The organism is Candidatus Neomicrothrix sp., from assembly GCF_035329545.1.
Classification (GTDB): domain Bacteria; phylum Actinomycetota; class Acidimicrobiia; order Acidimicrobiales; family Microtrichaceae; genus Microthrix; species Microthrix subdominans.
Genome location: NZ_DAOLGP010000049.1, coordinates 1 through 21,077, shown reverse-complemented (window position 1 = coordinate 21,077; position 21,077 = coordinate 1). Strand labels below are relative to the sequence as shown.

General features: G+C 70.4%; 16 protein-coding genes. 5 read left to right on the top strand and 11 right to left on the bottom strand.

The features are described from left to right. Positions 1 to 707, top strand: a 707-nt coding sequence (locus tag PKD89_RS18140; protein WP_289011505.1) for an acyl-CoA dehydrogenase family protein, incomplete at its 5' end; no start/stop codon positions are given. Here the strand turns inward: PKD89_RS18140 and PKD89_RS18135 are convergent. From PKD89_RS18135 to PKD89_RS18125, 3 genes are all read right to left on the bottom strand, one after another. Continuing rightward, positions 704 to 1,741, bottom strand: a complete 1,038-nt coding sequence (locus PKD89_RS18135) for a mycofactocin-associated electron transfer flavoprotein alpha subunit (protein WP_289011506.1) — start codon at positions 1,739 to 1,741, stop codon at positions 704 to 706. The two genes, PKD89_RS18140 and PKD89_RS18135, sit on opposite strands and share 4 nt — an antisense overlap. Continuing rightward, on the bottom strand, positions 1,738 to 3,621 hold the full coding sequence (locus tag PKD89_RS18130; protein ID WP_289011507.1) for an N-acetylmuramoyl-L-alanine amidase: 1,884 nt from the start codon (positions 3,619 to 3,621) through the stop codon (positions 1,738 to 1,740). The genes PKD89_RS18135 and PKD89_RS18130 overlap by 4 nt, the downstream gene beginning before the upstream one ends. A gap of 136 nt (positions 3,622 to 3,757) precedes the next feature. Further along, positions 3,758 to 4,381 carry a maleylpyruvate isomerase family mycothiol-dependent enzyme gene (locus PKD89_RS18125; protein ID WP_289011508.1) on the bottom strand — a complete coding sequence of 208 codons (624 nt, stop codon included), beginning with the start codon at positions 4,379 to 4,381 and terminating at the stop codon, positions 3,758 to 3,760. A gap of 313 nt (positions 4,382 to 4,694) precedes the next feature. On the opposite strand from PKD89_RS18125, the gene hrpB reads away from it, so the two are divergent. Then, complete coding sequence (gene hrpB / locus PKD89_RS18120; protein ID WP_289011509.1) at positions 4,695 to 7,268, top strand: ATP-dependent helicase HrpB; 2,574 nt, start codon at positions 4,695 to 4,697, stop codon at positions 7,266 to 7,268. Positions 7,269 to 7,279: 11 nt separating this feature from the next. Here hrpB and PKD89_RS18115 read toward each other — a convergent pair whose 3' ends face one another. Together PKD89_RS18115 and PKD89_RS18110 are read right to left on the bottom strand one after the other, a co-directional pair. After that, positions 7,280 to 7,903 (bottom strand): hypothetical protein, encoded by a 624-nt coding sequence (locus PKD89_RS18115; RefSeq protein ID WP_289011510.1) that lies wholly within the window; start codon positions 7,901 to 7,903, stop codon positions 7,280 to 7,282. Positions 7,904 to 7,959: 56 nt separating this feature from the next. After that, complete coding sequence (locus tag PKD89_RS18110; RefSeq protein ID WP_349257383.1) at positions 7,960 to 8,322, bottom strand: DUF2237 domain-containing protein; 363 nt, start codon at positions 8,320 to 8,322, stop codon at positions 7,960 to 7,962. A 224-nt stretch (positions 8,323 to 8,546) separates the two neighbouring features. Here PKD89_RS18110 and PKD89_RS18105 point away from each other — a divergent pair, with 224 nt between their 5' ends. After that, on the top strand, positions 8,547 to 10,058 hold the full coding sequence (locus tag PKD89_RS18105) for an aldehyde dehydrogenase family protein (RefSeq protein ID WP_289011512.1): 1,512 nt from the start codon (positions 8,547 to 8,549) through the stop codon (positions 10,056 to 10,058). A 104-nt stretch (positions 10,059 to 10,162) separates the two neighbouring features. Here the strand turns inward: PKD89_RS18105 and PKD89_RS18100 are convergent, their stop codons facing one another. Further along, the gene (locus tag PKD89_RS18100; RefSeq protein ID WP_287378604.1) at positions 10,163 to 10,573 is read right to left on the bottom strand and encodes a hypothetical protein; all 411 of its coding nucleotides are present in this window, start codon (positions 10,571 to 10,573) and stop codon (positions 10,163 to 10,165) included. An 88-nt stretch (positions 10,574 to 10,661) separates the two neighbouring features. Continuing rightward, complete coding sequence (gene metE, locus PKD89_RS18095; protein WP_289011514.1) at positions 10,662 to 12,998, bottom strand: 5-methyltetrahydropteroyltriglutamate--homocysteine S-methyltransferase; 2,337 nt, start codon at positions 12,996 to 12,998, stop codon at positions 10,662 to 10,664. 195 nt (positions 12,999 to 13,193) lie between these two features. On the opposite strand from metE, the gene PKD89_RS18090 reads away from it, so the two are divergent. Continuing rightward, positions 13,194 to 14,012 (top strand): LLM class flavin-dependent oxidoreductase, encoded by an 819-nt coding sequence (locus tag PKD89_RS18090; RefSeq protein WP_289011515.1) that lies wholly within the window; start codon positions 13,194 to 13,196, stop codon positions 14,010 to 14,012. A gap of 132 nt (positions 14,013 to 14,144) precedes the next feature. Here the strand turns inward: PKD89_RS18090 and PKD89_RS18085 are convergent, their stop codons facing one another. Beyond that, positions 14,145 to 14,981 (bottom strand): Fpg/Nei family DNA glycosylase, encoded by an 837-nt coding sequence (locus tag PKD89_RS18085; protein ID WP_289011516.1) that lies wholly within the window; start codon positions 14,979 to 14,981, stop codon positions 14,145 to 14,147. 91 nt (positions 14,982 to 15,072) lie between these two features. On the opposite strand from PKD89_RS18085, the gene pyrE reads away from it, so the two are divergent. Further along, positions 15,073 to 15,615, top strand: coding sequence for an orotate phosphoribosyltransferase (pyrE, locus tag PKD89_RS18080; RefSeq protein ID WP_289011517.1), 543 nt, complete (start codon positions 15,073 to 15,075; stop codon positions 15,613 to 15,615). Positions 15,616 to 15,817: 202 nt separating this feature from the next. Here pyrE and PKD89_RS18075 read toward each other — a convergent pair whose 3' ends face one another. The 3 genes from PKD89_RS18075 to PKD89_RS18065 form a co-directional block, all read right to left on the bottom strand. After that, positions 15,818 to 17,764 (bottom strand): mycofactocin system FadH/OYE family oxidoreductase 2, encoded by a 1,947-nt coding sequence (locus PKD89_RS18075; protein WP_289011518.1) that lies wholly within the window; start codon positions 17,762 to 17,764, stop codon positions 15,818 to 15,820. Positions 17,765 to 17,897: 133 nt separating this feature from the next. After that, positions 17,898 to 19,871: a mycofactocin system FadH/OYE family oxidoreductase 1 gene (locus PKD89_RS18070; protein WP_349257382.1), complete on the bottom strand. Its 1,974-nt coding sequence runs from the start codon at positions 19,869 to 19,871 to the stop codon at positions 17,898 to 17,900. A gap of 100 nt (positions 19,872 to 19,971) precedes the next feature. After that, positions 19,972 to 20,703: an O-methyltransferase gene (locus tag PKD89_RS18065; protein ID WP_289011520.1), complete on the bottom strand. Its 732-nt coding sequence runs from the start codon at positions 20,701 to 20,703 to the stop codon at positions 19,972 to 19,974. Positions 20,704 to 21,077 lie beyond the last annotated feature (374 nt).

Here is a 21,077-nt window from a genome sequence, read left to right as displayed (position 1 = left end):
TCGGCGAGGTGATCTGTCGCACCGACCCCGACCTGCCCAAGCACCGCGGCCTCACCGGGTTCGTCGTCGACATGCACGCGCCTGGCGTTGAGGTGCGCCCGCTGCGTCAGATGACCGGCGGTACCGCCTTCAACGAGGTGTTCTTCGAGGACGTGCGGGTCCCCGACGACCATCGGCTGGGCGACGTCAACCAGGGCTGGACGGTGGCGCTGACCACGCTGATGAACGAGCGGGCGTCGATCGGCGGGGGCGGCGGTGGAGGCGGCATGGGCATGGCGTCGGCCACCCGGATGATCGAGATGATGCGCCACTTCGGCGTGGAGGACGACCCGGTGCTGCGCAACGAGCTCGCCCGCCTCTATACCGGCTTCCAAGTGGCCAAGATGACCTCGCAGCGGGCGCTGGCCAAGCTGCGCGCCGGCGGACTGCCCGGGCCGGAGATGTCGATCGGCAAGCTGGCGCTGACCGCCAACCTCACCGCCACCGCCGAGTTCGCTGCGTCGGTGCTGGGCCCCCGACTCATCGCCGACACCGGCGAGTGGGGCACCTATGCCTGGTCGAAGTTCGTGGCCGGCACCCCCGGCATGAGGATCGCCGGCGGCAGCGACGAAACGCTGCGCAACATCGTGGCCGAACGCGTGCTCGGCCTGCCCAAGGAGCCGGGCATCGACACGACGAGTGCCTTCCGCGACCTGCCTAGGAACTAAGCCGAAGCGTCGGCCACCTCGAGGCCGAGCGCCCGGGCCAACGCCCGCAGGACCGCCGGAGCATCGGCGGTCAACGCCAGGTCGGCAATCGCCATCATCGGTGCGTGCGAGTCGGTGTTGACCGACACGACCAGATCCGGGCTGCCCAACCCGGCGGTGTGCTGAACGGCTCCCGAGATGCCAAACGCCACGTACCGATCCGGGTTGACAACCACGCCGGTGGTGCCGATCTGGCGCTCGTGTCCCAGCGTGCCCTGGTCGGTGACCACCCGGGTGGCCCCCACCGACGCGCCGAGGGCCTCGGCCACCCGTGCGAGCAGCTCGTAGTCGTCCGCGCCGCCCAGCCCGGCGCCGCCGCCGAGGATGCTCGTCGCCTCGGAGAGGTCCATCGTCGAGGCGTCGGGCGGATGGATCGCCACCAGCTCGGGGCTCCGGCGGGTGCCGCCGGGTCCATCCGCCGTCGACGGGCTCACCGTGTGGCGGCCCTCGGTGTCGACCGGATGTCGAAGCGGTGCGACCGGCTTCGACGTGGGGACGCTGCGCACCCCCGGCATCATCGTGGCAACGATTGGCCCCGACGTTGTCGTGACGGTCAGCGACCGCCCGCCGTGGGTGTCCTGGGTGGTGCGACCCGAACGGGCCGACGACACGCCGGCGAGCAGCGGCCGCTCCAGCCCCAGCGCCAGGTGAGGTGCCAGATCTCGGCCGTCGGGCGTCGCCGGCGTGAGCACCACGTCTGCGGGCCGCAGCGACGGGATCAGCACCGCGGCCACGGCGGGGGGCGACCACGGCCCCGACCACTCCAACGTCCACACCTCCTTCAGGCACCCGTCGAGTTCCTCCAGGGCCTGGTCGAGACCGTCCCCGACGAGAAACGCCCGCCCGCCCGCCTCGGCGACGCACTCCTCGGCGCCGGTGGGGAGCTGGCCATCGCGGACGACGAGGACGGCGACCGACCCGCCGACGATCGCGGCCGGGGCCTCGCCGCCGGGCCGATCGGACGCCGATGACCCCGGCAAAACCGCCGGGCTCACAGCACCACCAGGCCCAGGTCGGCCAAGCCGGCCTGCAGCATCGCCTCCCGCACTTTGGCGGTGTCGTCGGCAGCCGCTCCCTGGTCGGGTGAGCTGCGCGGCGCCGCATCGTAGGCGGTGGTCAGGGTATCGATCACCTCATCTTCGCCGGTGGGGCCCAACCATGCCACCGCCACCGGCATGCGTCCGGCATGATCCCAGCGGCGGGCGAGGGTGGTTACCTCGGCCGCACCGCCGCCCACCGCACCTGCGGGCAACGCCAGCCTGACCGGAACCCGCGCCCACTCGGGCCGTTGCTCCTCGCCCGGCAGCACAAAGCCCCCGCTCCCCAGGACGACGACGGACGTCGACGTCCGCCCGTGCAGGAACATGACTGCGCCCGGGCCGGATCCGGGCCGGCCGTCCACCCCGCCCGGCGTACCGGCGACGAGCGCCGACAGCGTCGCTGTCACCGCATCCCCAAACGCCCGCCCTTCGGAGGCGGCCGGATCCTCCTCCAGAACCCGGACGAGGCTGCGCAGCTCTCGCCCGGCCAGATCGTGGCTGTCGTCGCTCCACCCTGCCGCGATCGCCCACCCGACCGCCGCATTGCCGGCTGGGATCCAGCCGGCCGAGCCCCCGTCGACGCCGTCGGGACGCACGACGAGTGCCCACGACGAGTCGACCGTGCGTTCCTCGGCGCTCTGGCGGGCGGCACTGGCCAGCGCCGCCTTGGCCAACGAGCGCTGAGGGAGGCGGGCCGGACGGTTCGCCCGGCGTCGAGCCAGCAGGTAGGCGGCGCCGGCGCCGAGGGCGGCGGCCGCAACGCCGCCGGTGATCGCCGCCGGTGCCCATGGGTTGCCGTCGAGGTCGTCCCGGGTGGTCTGCTCGGGCAACGGCGTCGCTTCGAAGCCCACCTTGCGACGGGTGACCGGCGGGGTCTCGAACCCCGAGGTAGGGCTCTGGTCGTCGATCGCCGGCGGCAACCCCGTTCCGCCGACGACGGTGGTCGCGGTGGCGCCACCCGCAGCCGCCGCCGGGTCGAGCCGGGCACGCTCGCCGTTGACCAGGCCCTGAAGGTCGGCCACGACATCGTTCATCACCGGATCGCCGGGACAGCCGACGTCGGCGATCTCGCGGTGGCCGGCGATCGTGCGGACCGTCACCTTCTCGCCGGCCGGAAATTTGTCGCTGCCTTCGGAGATGAAGTTGGTGAGGTCACCGGGTTGGGTGGCCACGCCGTCGCGGTTGGCCAGCCAGGCGAGCAGGGACACCATCGCCTCCGTCGCCAACGGCGTCGGCGGCGCCGCCGAGAACTGCCCCAGAAAGGCGACGTGCTGGGTATGGCCCGGGTCGCCACCCTCGGTCTCACAGGCGATCGGGGCGTCGATGCTGCCCTGACGCCCCTCCCAGATCGTGCCGAACTCGTCGACGATGAAGTTGAACCCGATATCGGGCCAGGCCAGATCGCCGGAGGTCTGGAAGTTGAAGATGGCCTGGATCAGCGTCGGCACCTCGGAGGGCTGATAGGCACCCTCCGGTGCGTCGGTGTGGTGGACGATCAGGAGGTCGTCGTCGATGATGCGCAGGGTTCCGTTGGGCGGCGACTCCGAGCCCCAGTCGGCTCGTGGTCGGATCGCCGGCCGTCCCGGCGTCGCCTTGGCGTCGGCGTCGGGGTTGGCCACCGTGGTCGTCGTGTTTCCCACCGGCTCGTCGCCGCCGTCACCACCGTCGTCGGTCTGACGCCGTGTCCCGACGGTGCCGCCGGCCCGCTGCGCACGGCCAGCCGCCACGGCCAACGGTGCCGCAGCGAACGCTCCGAGCGCACGGCGGCGGCTCACGCCACGCGTCGACGCATCGGGCGCGCCTTGGAATTCGGGGCTACCCGGGAGACCTGCCATCGCCTGAGACACTACCGAGGGTGGCGAGACAATTGGCTGCACGGAGCACGGGGACAGAGCACGACCCCGGTCCGGAGCCAGATCACGGTCCGAAGTGGACCCGGCGCTCCGAGCGAGGCAGAGCCACCGCCCCGCCCTATCCGAACACCTCGACCGCTCCACGGAGCTCGGATCGCACGTTGGGCCGACCGGCCAGCGCCAGCAGCAACGAGGTGCCGGGACCGCGTACCTCGGGCCCGTCGCTCGGGCCCACCTCAAAGCCGGCGTCGTCGGCCACCAGATGGGCCCCCCGCACGCGGCTCGGCACCCCGAAATACCACCACAGGTCCCGGTAGGCCTCGATCGCCAGAGCAGTGCGCTCATCACTGCTGCGCAACGGGCCGTCGGTCACCCGGGTGATGTCGGCACGATGGGTGAGCACCTCGGCCAAGGCGACCTGGGGGCCGGCACCGGGCAGAACGAACCGACCTTCGGCGGCGGCGTCGAGGCGCTCGAGCAGCGACGAGGGGTCGGAGTCACCGAGCTTGCGGGCTATGCGGCCAATCGCCCGTCGCGGTGGACGGAACGTCTTGGCGACGTCGAACACCACCCTGGGGCGGCTCGATTCGGCCAGCCACACCAGGTGGGCCAGCACGTCACGGCACCGCCACGCGCCGCACAGGCTGGGCAGGTCCCACGCCGCATCCGAGATGATGCGCAGGTCACGGGCGATTCGTCGCCGCTCCTCGGCGGTCCATGCACGAATGACGTCATCATCCACAAACGGGAAGGTACCAGCAGGGCGCCCCGCGCCAGGCCCGCTTCGCTTCGGCGTAGTTCGGGCCGGGCCGCCAACTCGGGAGCCCAAAGCGCGCTCAGACGGCACTCCCGGCTCCCGAGTTCAGACCCAGCAGCCAACTCGGGAGCCCAAAGCGCGCTCAGACGGTCCTCCGGGCTCCCCAGTTCAGACCCAGCAGCCAACTCGGGAGCCCGAAGCGCGCTCAGACGGTCCTCCGGGCTCCCGAGTTCGGGTTGGTTGACGTTGGCGACGGCCGAACTTCGCCCCTTTCGGTCTCACCCGGCACACTGGGCCGATGCCCACGCCCTCTCCCGCTCCTCGGGCCCAGCCGACCGGGCTGCCGATCGAGGGAGTGATCAGCCAGGTGCGCGAGGCCCTGGCCGGGCCCGGGACGGCGGTGCTGGAAGCCGAGCCCGGGGCCGGCAAGACCACGGTGGTGCCGCTGCGCCTGCTTGACGAGCCCTGGCTGGGCACCGGCCGCATCGTCATGTTGGAACCCCGACGGCTGGCTGCGCGAGCCGCCGCCGCCCGCATGGCCCATCTGCTGGGCGACCGGGTTGGCAACGTCGTCGGCTACCGCACCCGAGACGACGCCAAGGTGAGCCGCTCCACCCGTATCGAGGTGGTGACCGAGGGCATCCTCACCCGACGGGTTCAGGGTGACCCCGGCCTGGAGGGCACCTCGCTGGTGATCTTCGACGAGTTCCACGAGCGGTCGCTGGCCGCCGACCTGGGTCTGGCGCTCACCCTGGAGGCACGGGCCTTGTTGCGCCCCGACCTGCGGGTGATGGTGATGTCGGCCACCCTCAACGTCGGCGATGTCGCCAACCTCCTCGGCGCCAGCGGCCCGGCCGCTGCGGCCGGCTCCCCCGTTCCGGCCCCGGTGATCTCCGCTCCGGGGCGCACCCACCCGGTCGCCGTCCGCTGGCGGCCGAGACAGCGCCGGGACCGCCTGGAGGCGGTCACAACCTCGGCGATCGAGACCGCACTGTCGGAATCTTCGGGCGACGTCTTGGTGTTTCTGCCCGGGATGGGCGAGATCAAGCGGACCGCCCAGGCGCTCGACCGCAGCGGCGCGCTCGGCCTGGCGGCGGTCGACGTCCACCTGCTCCACGGCTCGCTGCCCGCCGACGCCCAGGATTCGGCGGTGGCGCCCGCCCCGGCCGGCCGACGCAAGGTGGTGCTGTCGACCGACCTGGCCGAGACCTCGCTCACCGTCGAGGGGGTCACCGCCGTCGTCGACTCCGGCCTGGCCCGGGTTCCCCGCTTCGATGCGGGGGTGGGCATGACCCGCCTGAGCACGGTGTCATCGTCGCAGGCATCGGCCGAGCAGCGGGCCGGCCGGGCCGGCCGGGTGCAGCCCGGCATCGCCTACCGGCTGTGGTCCAAGTCCGAACACAGCACCCGTCCCCGTCACATCCAACCGGAGATCACCCAGGTGGAGCTGGCCGGCCTGGCGCTGGAACTGGCCGCCTGGGGGGCGGCCGACCCGGCCACCCTCTCGCTGCTCGACCAACCGCCCCGGCGCACCTGGGAGGAGGCCCGCACGCTGCTGGGCCTGCTCGGCGCCATCGACGCCGACGGCCGCATCACCTCGACCGGCAAGGCGATGGTGCGCCTGCCGCTGCACCCCCGGCTGGCCCGGATGGTGGTCGCCGCCGCCGACGGGGCCGATGGTCCGCTGGCCTGCGTGGTCGCCGCCCTTTTGGAGGAGCGCGACGTGTTCGGTGGACGGCCCGACGAGCGCTCCACTTCGCTGGCCGAGCGGGTGGGCCTGATCATCGACCGGCGCCGGCACCACCCGCAGGCGGACGGCCGGGCCCTGACGACGGTGCGGCGCCGAGCCGACGAGCTGATGCGCCGTGCCGGCATCGGCGGGGCGATGAACGCCACCGACGTTCCCATCGACTCCCTCGACCGCCTGGGGTCGCTGTTACTGGTCGGTTACCCGGACCGGCTGGGCCGGGCCCGCAGCACCGGCGGTGGTCGCTGGCGTCTCCGCTCCGGATCGGGGGTCTCGACCGATGGCAGCGACTCGCTGAACGCCGCCGCCTTCATCGTCGTGGCCGACACCGACGGCCAGCGCCGCGATGCCCGCATCCGGGTGGCGACGCCGATCGACGTCGACGAGATCGCCGACGCACTTGCCGACCAGGTGACCCGCCGCACCTACCTGCGCTGGGATCGCACACGCAACGACCTCACCGAGCGCGTCGAGCGGGCGATCGACACGTTGGAACTCGACTTCACCGAGAGTCGCCCCGCCCCCGGGCCTGACACTGTCACAGCGCTGATCGACCGCGTTCGCGAGGTGGGTCCCAGCGCCGTCCTCGGCCGCTGGAACCAGGCCGACGGGCTGCGAGCCCGGGTCGCGTTTCTGCGCGACCGCCTGGGCGACGCCTGGCCCGACTGGTCGGAAGCGGCGCTGACCGCCTCACTCGAAGAATGGCTGGCCCCGATGCTCGGCCAGGCGACCGGCCGCAGCCACCTTGAGGCGGTCGATGTGGCCGGTGCGCTGGCGCTCACCTTGGGTTGGGACAGCCAGATGGAGCTGGCCCGCCTGGCCCCGAAGACGGTCACGGTGCCGTCCGGACGGGAGCTGACGGTGAACTACCAGGCCGATCCCCCGGCGCTGGCGGTGCGCCTGGGCGAAATGTTCGGCTCCACCGTCACCCCGTCCGTGCTCGACGGTGCCCTCCCGCTCCGCCTGGAGCTGCTCAACCCGGCCGGGCGGCCGGTGCAGGTCACGTCCGACCTGGCGGGATTTTGGGACGGGACCTGGGCCGAGGTGCGCCGAGAGCTGCGGGGCCGCTACCCCAAACACGATTGGCCCGAGCACCCGGGCATCGCCAAGCCCCGCCGTCGCTGAGCCACCGCCGCTCAACAGTGGCGGTCGAAGGCATCCTGGTAGCTGTCGGCCAACATCTGTTTGGCCCGACCCTTCTTCGGGTGCACCAGGTCCGCCTCCACCAGGTCGGCGCCGACGGCGAGGTTGTCGTTGATCACGTTGGCCCAGCCGTCGTCGGTCATCGTGTTGGGCAGCCCGTCGACGATCGCCTGCACCTGTGCGTTGTAGGCCGCGACGTCACGATTGAACAGCTTGGGCAGCGTCAGCACCACCACGCACTCGACGTCGCTGAACTCGTCGAGCACCGCCTCGGTCGCCCCCAGGTCCTGCGCGTCGAGCAGCACGTCGTTGTAGCCCAGCAGCACGCCAACCCGGTCGGGGGTTGTGCCCATCATGGTCATGGCGCCGCGAACCTTCGGCGCCATGAGCGCCCAGGTTTGGCGGTTCTGGGCGACGACCTTGGCGCCGGTGGTCTCCTCGATCTCGATTCGTGACAGGTTGGTCACCGAGTCCCCGACGACGAGGGTGACCGGGTCGGCGAAGGGCCCGATCCGGGCGACCGCCAGCGCGCTCACCCCGACGGCGGCAACAACAACGACCCCGGCGAACACCCGCATCGATCGGGAGCGAGGGCGCTTCGTTTTCACGTCAACCACTTCGGGACGCTACGTCTCGGCCGATTCTGCCGGTCAATCCGCAGCCGTACCCGCCGCTACTCGGCGACGGCGTGGCGTTTGAGATCGGCAAGGTCCACCCACTCCAGCGTGCGGGCATGGGTGGCCTCGAGTACCACCTGCGGCGCTGCGTCGGCCTCGAGTGCCTCGGCCCAGCGGCTGGCGCACAAGCACCACTGGTCGCCAGGGGAAAGCCCGGCAAAACCGAACTCGGGGTGGGGGGTGGACAGGTCGTTGCCCACCTCTGCTGAGAAGGCGAGAAACTCGACGGTCACCCGCGCACACACGGTGTGCACGCCCGCATCCTCGCCGCCGGTGTCGCAGCAGCCGTTGCGGTAAAAGCCGGTGAGCGGATCGGTGGAACAGGTCTGAAGCTCGGTGCCGAGGACGTTGGTGGCCATCGCCCCATCGCAGCACATCGCCGCGTCGCTGTCGCTTCGGACGCTCAGCCCGTCGTCCGGTGAACGACCCCGCAGCCCACAGCCGAACAGCCCACGACCGCCGCCACGCACCGATGCCGAGCGGCCGGTGCATGGCGCCGACCAGCCCAGCGTGTTGGACTGGGTCACGCGCCGTCCGATCGCCGGGCCACCGCACCTGAGCAGATGAGCCCCAGGGGGAAACCGTGAGCCTTGCCGATACCGACGCGACCACATCGAGCAGCAGGGCAACGCCGGGCGACACCTTCGAATCGTTCGACCCGGGGTCGGGTGAGGTGGTCGGCACCTACCCGGTCGTTGGTGTCGCCGAGGTGGCCGCAGCCGTCGAGCGTGCCCGCCGGGCAGCGCAGTGGTGGCGCGACCAGGGCGCCGAGGGACGCAGCCGGGTGCTCAAGAAGTGGCGCAGCCACCTGGTGAACCACGCTGACGACCTGATCGACGTGGTGCATGCCGAGACAGGCAAGCCACAAGGCGACGCCCAGCTGGAGCTGGTGCTCGCCGTCGAACACCTGGCCTGGGCAACCAAGCACGCCCCCAAGGTGATGAAGCGACGCAGCGTGTTTCCCGGCCTGCTCATGTCCAACATGGCCGCCACCCTCGAGTACCAACCGCTCGGCGTCGTCGGCGTGATCGGCCCGTGGAACTACCCGGTGTTCACGCCGATGGGCTCGATCGCCTATGCGCTGGCCGCCGGCAACGCCGTCGTGTTCAAGCCGTCGGAGTACACGCCCGGTGTGGGCCGATGGTTGGCCGACAGCTTCGCCGCCGTGTGCGGCCGGCCGGTGCTGCAAACCGTCACCGGCTTCGGCGCCACCGGCGCCGCGCTGGTCGACGCCCAGGTCGACAAGATCGCCTTCACCGGCTCGGCCGCCACGGGGCGCAAGATCATGGCGGCAGCCGCCGCCCACCTCACCCCGGTACTCATGGAGTGCGGGGGCAAGGACGCCATGCTGGTCGACGCCGACGCCGACATCGACGCAGCCGCCGACGCAGCCACCTGGGGCGGCATGTCCAACGCCGGGCAGACCTGTGCCGGGGTCGAACGCATCTACGTGCACGGCGACGTCTACGACAGCTTCGTCGACCGGGTGGTCGCCAAAGCCTCCGACGTGTCCGCCGGCAGCGGGGAGGACGATCAGATCGGCCCGATCACCATGCCCTCCCAGGTGGACGTCATCCGCCGTCACGTCGCCGACGCGCTCGATCGGGGCGGCCGCGCCGTCCTCGGCGGGCTCGATGCCGTCGGCGACTCGGTGGTGGGCCCCACCGTCATGGTCGACGTGCCCGACGATGCGCTGGCCATGACCGATGAGACCTTCGGCCCCACCCTGGTGATCACCAAAGTGGGCTCGATGGACGAGGCGATCGAACGGGCCAACGACTCGTCCTACGGGCTGGGCGCCACCGTGTTCTCCAAGGCACGGGGGGCCGAGCTGGCGGCTCGGATCCGCTCCGGCATGACCTCGATCAACTCGGTGATCTCCTTCGCCGGCATTGCGGCATTGCCCTTTGGCGGCATCGGCGAGTCGGGGTTCGGTCGCATCCACGGCGAGGACGGCATCCGCGAGTTCACCCGAACCAAAGCGGTGGCCCGCCAACGCTTTGCCGCCCCGGTGGCGCTCACCAGCTTCGACCGCACGAAGAAGACCGACGAGCTGGTCGCCAAGGCGATCAAGCTGCTCCACGGCCGGGGCTGACTTCGGGGTCTTGCGGTTCTGTCCGGGTCCGGGCCGAACGACCCCCAACCGGGGCCGGGCCAAACGACGCCTGAGGCGCAACGTCAGCCTGAGTTCAGCGCGGGTCAGCCCTGGGGTGGGGCACCGGGGGCCGGCGGCAGAAACTGGCTGTCGATCTGGGCAAGCTGACCGTTGGCAGCCAGCGCGCCGTGCACGGTCTCGGCGATCGAGGCCATCTCCTTCTTCGCCTTGGACATGCCCAGCGCACCGCCGCCGATACCCGACATGGCGGGGGCGATTTGCGCAACCGTCGTGTCGGGCTGCACCCCCTGGGTCAATTGGTAGTTGACGATCATCCGGCGGACGAACCCGCCGCCGATGGCCCGCCCCACCTTGGAGCCAACCTCGGCCGTGCCCGACCAGCCATCGGCGTTGGGTGTGACGGTGTAGCCCAGCGACTGCAACGCCGTGCCGACGGTGGTCAGCACCGCACCCGCGTCGGCGGTGGTGGTCCAGCTCAACGGTTCGATCGCCATCGCTGCTCCCTCGGAGGTCGTCCGGAGGAAGCCTACCGGCGACGACTGCTGTGAGAGCGGCCGTCGCCGGCGCGGCGGGGGTCGCGGATCACAGCGATGCGCGGACCTGTCGCGCAGCCTCCACCAAATGTCGCAACGAGGCCTCCGTCTCCACCCAGCCCCGGGTTTTCAGACCGCAGTCGGGGTTGACCCACACGCGGTCAGCCGGCAGCACCCGCATGGCGGATTCGAGCAGCTGCACCATCTCCTCGGTGTCTGGAATGCGGGGTGAGTGGATGTCCCACACCCCGGGTCCGATCTCGTTCGGATACTCATAGGACGCAAACTCGTCCAGGAGTTCCATGTTGGACCGGGCGGTCTCTATGGAGATGGCATCGGCGTCAAACGCGGCGATCGCCTCGATCACGTCGGAGAACTCGCCGTAACACATGTGGGTATGAATCGAGACGTCGTCGGCGACGCCCGACGACGCCAGCCGGAAGGCTGCCACCGCCCAGTCGAGGTACTCCTTGCGGTCCGCTTCGTTCAGCGGCAGGCCCTCCCGCAGCGCGGGCTCGTCGATCTGGATGACGCCGATGCCCGCCTTCTCCAGGTCGCCGACCTCGTCGCGGATCGCCAGGGCGATCTGACGGCAGGTCACCGAACGGGGCTGGTCGTCGCGGACAAAGGACCACTTGAGGATGGTCACCGGGCCGGTGAGCATCCCCTTGACCGGACGGTCGGTGAGCGACTGTGCATAGGTGGCCCACTCGACGGTCATCGGTGCAGGACGGGCGATATCGCCGAAAATGATCGGTGGCTTGACGCACCTCGACCCGTAGCTCTGAACCCAGCCGTTCGTGCTCACGACCACCCCATCGAGGTGCTCGCCGAAGTACTCCACCATGTCGTTGCGCTCGAACTCGCCATGGACGAGCACATCAAGCCCGATCTCTTCCTGGCGCCTGATCACGTCGGTGATCCAACCCTCGAGCAGCTCGTGGTACTCGGCATCGCCCAGCTCCCCGCGACGGTTGGCCGCCCGGGCCTTGCGAATCTCGGGAGTCTGGGGAAACGAACCGATGGTGGTCGTCGGCAGAACGGGAAGCGCGTGGCGGGCCCGATGAGCCTCACGGCGCGCCGCATAGGGCGACAAGCGCTGTTCCAGCTCGGGGCCGCCGGCCTCCAAGCGCCTCGCAACCGCAGGGTCGTGCACCCTGACCGACGCCCGACGGGCGGCCGCCGCCGACGACGAGGCGTTGAGCTGCTCGGCGATGGCGTCGTCGCCAAGCTCGAGTGCGGTGGAGATCACCGCAAGCTCGTCCAGACGCTGGACGGCGAACGCCAGCCATTGGCGAACCTCGTCGTCGATGCCCAGGTGGTCGCCGGCCGGGCCCTCGGTCTCGAGGTCCACCGGTAGATGGAGGAGGGAGCACGACGGGGCGATCAGCACCCGATCGGCGCCGAGTGCATCGACGACCCGCCGGGCCAGCGTCAGCTTCTCGACCAGATCGGAGCGCCACACGTTGCGTCCGTCGACCAGGCCGAGCGAGAGCGCCATCGAATCGGGGATCACGCCAAGTACCTCGTCGAGCTGGTCCGGTCCCTCGACCAGATCGAGGTGCAGGCGATCAACGGGCAGCGATGCGGCGAGCGTCAGGTTGTCCCGCAGCGGCCCGAAGTAGCTGGTGAGGACGAGGTGCAGCGACGGAGCCGCCGACCGGAGCGAGTCATAGGCACCGGCGTAGGCGTCCCGAGCCTCGTCATCCAGGTCGGTCGCCAGCATCGGCTCGTCGAGTTGCACCGATTCGGCGCCGGCATCGGCGAGCGCAGCGATCAGCTCCCGGTAGACGGGGAGCACCCGGCCGAGCAGCGTCAGGCCATCGGCCCGCCCATCGTCGGCTCCATACAGCTTGGACAGCAACAGGAACGACACCGGGCCGAGCAACACCGGCCTGGTGTGGACACCCGCCGCCGCGGCCTCGGCGAACTCCGCCAACGGTTTGGGGGCGCTGGCACCGATGAGCGATGTCAGCTCGAAATGCTGGTCCACCGCCAGCTCCGGCACGATGTAGTGGTAGTTGGTATCGAACCACTTGGTCATCTCGAGCGCGGCGATCGGGGTGTCGTCGAGCCGGCCACCACGTGCAGCGGCGAAGTAGCCGGCCAGATCGATGCCGCGTTCGGCCGTGCGGTAGCGCTCCGGCAGGGCGCCAAGCCAGACCGAGGTATCGAGCACGTGGTCGTACAACGAAAAGTCATTGGACGGGATCAACTCGATTCCGGCGTCGCGCTGAAGCGCCCAGTGCCGACGCCGAAGCTCGGCAGCTCCCGCAAGCAGCTCCTCCTGAGTGGCGTCGCCCCGCCAGTGCCGCTCCAAGGCTCGCTTCAGCTCGCGCTGGGCACCCATCCGGGGAAAGCCAAGGTTGGAAGCGAGTCGGGCCATGGTGGGCATCCTTTCTTCGAGCGCTTGATCGATAAAAGCGCGTAGCAGGCACCTTAGGAAGCCAATCCGCGTCCGTACACCCCCAAAACCGCTGGCGGGGTGCTCCCCATCGACACAACCGGCATCACCGAGCCGTCCCGACCCGGTTCGGAGCGGCCACTGGGTGGCGCCCTTGCCCGGATAGGGTCCCGAGGCATGCGCCATGCCCTGTCGGTCGCCCCGTTCGCCGAGCTCGCCGATCCGCAGGCCATGATCGAGGTCGCCCGCTCCGCCGACGATGCCGGGTGGGACGCGCTGTACCTGTGGGATCACGTCCATCGCGATCCCGCCGAGGTCACCGAGCTCGCCGACGTCTGGACCATGCTCGCCGCCGTTGCCACCACCACCGAGCGGATCCGCCTCGGCCCAATGGTGACGCCGCTGTCCCGCCGGCGCCTGTCCGTGCTGATCCGCCAGACCGTCACCCTCGACCACCTCAGCGGTGGGCGCCTGACGATGGGGATCGGGCTCGGCGTCGACCGCGCCGGCGAGCTGACCCGTTTCGGTGAGGTGGTCGACGCCCGCACCCGGGCCGACATCCTCGACGAGTCGGTCGATCTGCTGATCGAAGCCTGGGCTGGGGAGACCGTCACACATCGCGGCGAACACCGGCTGATCGACGGCATCGCCTTCCGCCCTCGCCCGATTCAGCGTCCGGGTATTCCCATCTGGTGCGCTGCGCGGGGCAGCGCGCTTCGCCCGGTTCGTCGAGCCGCCCGCTTTCAGGGCCTGTTCCTCATCGAGGCCGACGCTGAACAGCTCGGCCGGGCGATCGAGGAGGTCGCCTCGGCGAGGGGCTCGCTCGACGGCTTCGACGTGGCGGTGGTGGCTCCGGCGCCCGATGACCCGCAGTCGCACGGCACGAGTGTCCTCGAAGTCCCCGGCGTCACGTGGGCGGTGCACATGTATCCACCCGACGTCGCCTTCGACCGGGCGCTGGCCGCCGCCAAGGCAGGACCCAGGGCCGCCTCGTAACCGCAATCTGCTCGGTGCTGCAGAAACGACTCGGGGGATTCTGCGCATGGTGGTCGTGCACACAACATCCCGGGTCGGATCTGCACCAGCCCATGTGGAGGTTCGGCCGGTCCCTACGTCCGAGCCGGTGCGCTACCGGGGCTGGCAGGTGGGACAGAAGTAGCAGTTGCGCCCCGCCACCTCGGCGATGGCGATGTCGCTGCCGCAACGCCGGCAGTGCTGGCGCTTGTAGACGTAGAGCCGATCGTCGGCTTTCATCCTGCCGGGTGAGCGACCGATCTCGTCCGGTTCGGTGGTGATGATGTTGCCGAGGCGCGTACCGATGCGCATCAACTTGACCGTGTCGTCCCACAGCGAGTCGAAGTCGGCCTCCGACAATTCGTTTGCCGGAACCTCCGGGTGGATCCCCGCCCGAAACAGCAGCTCGGCCCGGTACACGTTGCCGATGCCGGCGATGATCCGCTGGTCCAACAACACGGCGGCCACCGGGCGTTTGGTCGCCAGGAACCGGGTGCGTGCCGCTTCGACGTCGGGATTGCGCCGCAACGGGTCGGCCCCCAACCTGTCGGTGACCGCCCGCTGCTCAGCAGGGGTGATCAGCCGACAGGTCATCGGCCCGGTCAGGTCCCACACGTCTCCTTCGACTACCGAGCCTGTTCCGCCCTCGCCGGGGTCGCCGGGCCCGGTTCCTTCGAGACGAAGCCGGATCGTGTCCCGGGGGTCGGGGCCGGGAGCAGGGCTGAGGCGAAACTTGCCGATCAGCCCCAGATGCACGTGGAGGATCTCGCCGCCCTCCCAGTGCACGAACAGATCCTTGCCCCAGGCCTCGGTTCGGGTCATCCGCTGTCCGTTGAGCAGCGCCGCCGAATCGGCGAAACGCCCCTGGGGTGACGAGACCGCCACCGGGTCGTCGCCCAGACTTCGCCTGACGTGTCGAGCCAACCGGTGGATGATGTGACCTTCGGGCATGCGCGAGAGTCTGGCCCAGATCGTGCGGGGACAAGCGCGTGCACAACAGGGAGTACGGAACCGAGCGTCCCGGACCGTAGAGTTCTCGACCATGCCGATCACCGACGACGCCATCCGGGCCGACCTCGCCCGCCGCATTTACGTCTCCTCGCACCTCACCGGCGAGTTCACGCTTCGCTCCGGCCGCGTGTCGAACGAGTACTTCGACAAGTACCGCTTCGAATCCGACCCGTTGCTGCTCGCCGACGTGGCCGAGGCGATGGCCACGCTGGTGCCCGAGGGCATCGAGGTGTTGGCCGGCCTGGAGATGGGCGGCATCCCGGTGGTCACCGCCCTGGCGCGCGTCACCAGCCTGCCCACCTGCTTCGTGCGCAAGGAGGCCAAGAAGTACGGCACGGCCAAGTTCGCCGAAGGCGCCGACGTGGACGGCAAGCGGGTGTTGATCGTCGAGGACGTGATCACCTCCGGCGGCCAGGTCGTGCTGTCCTCCGCCGACCTGCGGGGCGTCGGTGCTCACATCACCGACGTCGTGTGCGTGATCGACCGCTCCGAGGGCGGCACCGAGGCGCTCACCGCCGAGGGGCTGACGCTGGCCTCGGTGGTCAACCGAGCCGATCTGGAAGCCGCCGCCTGACCCGGGTGCCCACACCTCGCGCCCCCACCCGCAACTGCGCCCGCACCCGCAACTCGGGAGCCCAAACAACCGTCTGAGCGCGCTCCGGGCTCCCCACTTCGCAGGAAGCGCCAACTCGGGAGCCCAAACAACCGTCTGAGCGCGCTCCGGGCTCCCCACTTCGGGATTGGTTTGAGCGGCGGCGGCCTCGCGACGTGTCTGGCTACAGGGCGGCGCCGATGCGTTCGCCATCGACGACCGCAGCGTGGGCCCGGCGGGGTGCGACGGCGTCGCCCACCCGCTGCACGCTGACGCCGGCCTCGAGCAGGTCGAGGTACAGCTCCTCGGCCGGGGCGGGCGGCACGGCCAGGACCAGCCAGTCGACGCTGCGCTCAACCATCGTTCCGGTGGGGTGGTGCTGGAACGACACCGTGCCGTCGTCCCAGCCCATCGGCGCCAGCTCGGTGGTCTGAACGATCCCCTTGGATTCGGCCCGCATCCACCAGGTCTCCAGGTCGAGCGTGATGCCCAGGTCCTGACCGACGACCATGCCAGGCGTCGCCACCTCCACCTGGCAGCCACGATCGGCCAGCAGCTCGGCCACCGACGTGGCGTGGTGGAAGCCCAGCTCATCGAGCACGAGCACCCGTCCCTCGGGGCTGGCGGCGCCGGTGAGCACGTCGACCACGTCGACGATGCGGTGGTCGTCGCCGGGCGCCCAGAACGGGCGGGCCGGGCGGGACCCCGTGGCGACGACCACCGCATCCGGCCGGCGGGCGATGACCGCTGCGGCGTCTAGTTCCACGCCGGTCTCGATCTCGACGCCCAACCGGGTGGCCTCGGCGAACTGGTTGCGCACCAGGTCCCCGAACTCGGCCCGATTCGGCACCGACGCCGCCAGGCGCACCGCTCCCCCGGTCAGCTCGTGCCGCTCGCACAGCGTCACCCGGTGACCGTTGCGCGCCGCAGCGATGGCAGCCTGAAGCCCGGCCGGGCCTCCGCCGGCGACGAGCACCCGCTTGGTCAGCGTGACCGGCTGGGCATCGCCGACACCCTCGGACTCGCGCCCGGTGCGCGGATTCTCGATGCAGCCCAGCCAGCGGTTGAGGCCCATGCGGCCGACGCACTCCTGGTTACACGACAGGCACAGCCGAACCGACTCCACCTTGCCGGCCCGCGACTTGGCGGCGAAGGCGGCGTCGGCGATCTGGCCCCGCACCACGCCCACCAGGTCGCAATGGCCCTCGGTGAGCGCCCGCTCGGCCTGGAGGGGGTCCTTGAAGCGGCCGACGCCCACCACCGGCAGGTCGACCACCTCGCGCAGCGCCGACGGGATGAACGACGCATACCCGGGCGGGATGTGCATCGACGCCTCGATCATGAACAGCGACGCCGTCGCCACCCCGATCGAGGTGTTGAGGTAGTCGACCGCACCGGTGGCCTCCACCATCTTGGCCACCTCGATTGCATCGTCGATCGTGGTGCCGCCCTCGATCAGCTCGTCGCCGCACAGCCGCACGCCCAGTGCCAGGTCGGGGCCGATTGCGGCGCGGACCGCCACGACCAGCTCGAGCAGCAGGCGGGTACGGTTGGCCAGCGATCCTCCGTAGCCGTCGGTGCGGCGGTTGGTCGCCGGCGACAGAAACCCGCGCACGATCGAGCTGTGGCTGCACTGCAGCTCGATCCCGTCGAAACCGCCCTCGGCGCAGTTGGCCGCCACCAGTGCGTACCCGGCGATGATCTCCTCGATCTCGGCCTGGTCGATCGCCTTGGGCACCTCGCGGAACAGCGGGTCGGCCACCGCCGAGGGCGCCCACACTGGCAACCGCGTGTACATCGACGAGGCCTGACCGCCGTTGTGGTTGATTTGGGCAAAGATCGGCGTGCGGTGGGCGTGCACCGCCTCGGTGATCGCCTTGTACCCCGGGATCACATCGCGGTTGAAGCCATGGATCAGCTTCTCGTACGGCCAGTCGGTCGGGTGAGTGGAGTGCTCCTCGGTGATGATCAGCCCGGCCCCGCCCTCCGCACGATCGGCGTAGTAGGCGACGTGCTGGGGCGACGGGCGACCATCGACGGCGTAGTTGGTGAGGTGCGCCGAGAACACCACCCGGTTTCGCACGGTCACCGGCCCGAGCCGAAGGGGCGACCACAGCAAACGTTCGGTCATCGGTTCACCGCTTCGCTCGGGACGCGGGTCATCGCGTCTGAATTCCCAACGTCCGGGTTCACAGCGTCCGGATGCGTCAGGGGTGGGTTCGCAGCTGCCGGGTTCGGCGACCCTGGGTTCGCCGTGCGGACGTTCACTGGTGCCTCAAGGACATGGCCTGCGCCCAGCGTCGACCTTCGAGCACCGCCTGGGCGATCGTGCGGGGGGCGACGCAATCACCGATCCGGGCGACACTGCGATCGACGGCGGCAAAGGCGTCGTCGGGCAGCCGGTGCCCGGCGTCGATCAGGGCGTTGGCGACGATGCGCTCCCGTTCACCCGTGAACTTGTTGTCCACCTCGACGTCCCGCTTGCGCACCTTACGCAGGATACGGCGCCGGTGCATGGTCACCCCCGCTTGGGCCAGGCGGGCGTTGGCCGGGGCCAGATCGCCGGTGCGCGACAGTTCGTTGCCGATGATCTGGTCGCCGGTGATCAGGTGCACGGCCCGCCCCTCCCCGACAAGCAGCTCGGCGATCGACACGGCGATCGGTCCGCCGATCGGGTCCCAGATCGCCACGGGCCCGGGCTCGAGGCCCTCGAGGCGCCCCGCCATCAGCTCGCCGGCCGGGATCACTTCGGCGGTTGACGTGACCTCGTAGCTGCGCTCGCCCGGCTGCGACCCGGTGGCCAGCACGACCCGACCTTCCCCGGCCAGGGCGGCCACCTCGTCGGCGCCCACCCGTCGGCTCAACTCGAAGCCCACCCCCAGCCGACGGCACTCCGACTCCATCCAGTTGACCAGTGCGACCAGCGGTTCCCGGCCGGTCGCCGCCGACCAGTCGGGGACCGCTCCGCCGGCGCGGTCGGCCGCATCGATGACGGTGACCTCGCAGCCGCGCAGTGCCGCCACCCGTGCGGCCTCCAGTCCGGCCGGCCCCGCGCCGATCACGGTCACCTTGGGGGCAGGCGATGGCCGGGTCGAGACGCTCACGAGCTGCCGGGGCGGTTCGACGTCGGTCGTCTCGTGGCCGGAGCGAGGTTCGCCAATGCAGCTGACGATCGGGTTGCGGTTGTCGCGCACCTTGCACAGCTGGTTGCACCTGACGCATGGGCGGATCTGGTCGCTCACACCGGCCGACGCCTTGGCGACCAGGTCGGGGTCGGCGATCTGAGCCCGGGTCATCTCGACCAGGTCGGCCGTGCCGTCGCTCAGCGCGCTGCCCGCCATGCCGACGTCGACAATCGACCCCTGGGCGATCACCGCCACCCGTTCGCCGTGGGCGGCGCTCATTGCGGTGCGCACCGAGGCGCACAGCCCCAGGTTGAAGCCGGCGGGCACGTGGGTGTCCGGCCGGGTGGCGCCGACGGTGTAGATCGACCCCGACACGACGACCAGGTAATCGATCAGCTCGCCCAACTCGGCGGCAAGGGTTGGGGCATCGTCGGGCGTGATGCCCGCCCACGGTGCGTACTCGTCGCAGCTGAGCCGCAGGCCGAGCACACCCTCCGGCCCTTGCGTGGCCCGGATGGCGCCCAGCACGTCGCGCGCGAAGCGGGTGCGGTCGGCCCACTCGTCGCCCCGCTGGTTGGTCAAGCCGGAGAGGAACTGGCGCACCAGCGAGTGCTGTCCGGCATTGACCTCGACACCGTCGAGGCCGGCGGCCCGGGCGTCGGCGGCCGCCGAGCCAAACCCGGCGACGACCGCCTCGATGTCGGCGGCCTCCATCTGCTTGGGCACCTCGCGGGTGTCCACCTCGGGCACCCGGGACGGGGCCCACAGCTCGCGTTGGCTCCAGTGCGAGGTGCCCTGTCCTCCGGAATGCCCGAGCGCAGCCAACACCAGTGCACCGTGGGGACGGCAGGCGTCCGCGACGGCCGACCACCCAGGACCGCACTCCGACGCCAGCGGTGACCGTTCGTAGGGCCAGTCGCTCGGGTGGACAGAGGCCTCCTCGACGACAATCGTTCCTGCCCCGCCCTCGGCTCGTCGTGCGTAGTAGGCGACGTGACGCTCCGAGATCGTGCGGTTGCGACCAAGGTTGGTCTCGTGGGGACCGAACAGGACCCGGTTCGGGGCCGTACGAGGTCCGAGTTCGATCGGGTCGAGGAGGGTCACGCCCCCCATGATCGCCCTTGTTCGCTTCCCGTGGCGAACGCCCGGGCCCACAGGGCGACTAGCTGCTTGTGATGGCAGGGTCGTCTACGGGCCGATGCACACATCCGTGTTACCACGTCCGGACCAAGGCCGGTCGTGCCGGGGGCTTTCGCTTGCGGGCCAGGAGCAGGCCGTCACCGACGTTCACGATCGTGACGTCGACCCGCTCGTCGGCGGCGGCATAGTCGTTGTAGGCCCGGATGGCCCGCGTGTTTCCGTCGTCGGCGCTGGGATCGACCACCCGGCCCGACCACAGCACGTTGTCAACCACGAGCAGCCCCCCGGCGCGGAGGCGGGGCACGATCATGTCGTGGTAACCGATGTAGCCGCCCTTGTCGGCGTCGATGAAGGCCAGGTCGATCGGCTCGTCGGGCAGGTCGCCGAGGGTCGTCGCCGCCGGGCCCAGCCTCAGCTCGATGCGATCGTTCAGGCCTGCAAGCCGCCAGCCCTCCCGGGCGACGGCGGTCCACTCCTCGCTGCGGTCGTGGCACAGCACCCGGCCGCCATCGGCGAGGCCCTCGGCCAGGCACAGCGCCGACAGGCCGGTGAACGTGCCCACCTCGACGATCAGCCTGGCGTCGAGCGTCTGGGCCAGCATCGTGAGCAGCGGCCCCTGCTCGGGTGCGATCTGCATGCCCGAAACGTCAGCCAGCGCCTCGTGGGTGCGCTCGATCATCCACGCCTTGGCGGCGGCCAGCGCGTCGGTCTCCGAAGCGAGGGCTGAGTGGTCCATCACATAGCTGCGCAACTCGTCGGTGAACTCGAACCCCTTGCCGGCCATGACAACCTCCAGTCGTGCCATCAGCCTGCCACGGCGGCCGCACCTCGCCCTCGACGCATACGGCACGACGCGGAGCTGCTCCTCGTCGATTTCACGCTTTGCAATGATCGGGGGTTGGCGGCCGAGCTGCAATCGTCCCAACTTTCGAACGCCGACTTGGGTGGACTTTGTGCCGGGGGGTGACGCAAAGTCCACCCAAGATACGGATCAGGCCGCTTTGGGACGATGACGGACCAGGGGGTGACCACTAATCATCCCAAAGGTCCGGCGTTGTCGACCCGGCGTTGAGTTCAGGCCGGTGAATCCGGCCGGGGCTACCCGCTGACCCCGGGGGCTACCCCCAATGCCGTTAACTTACGAGTGTGAGGATGATTTCGGGTAGGTGGGCTGGTTGT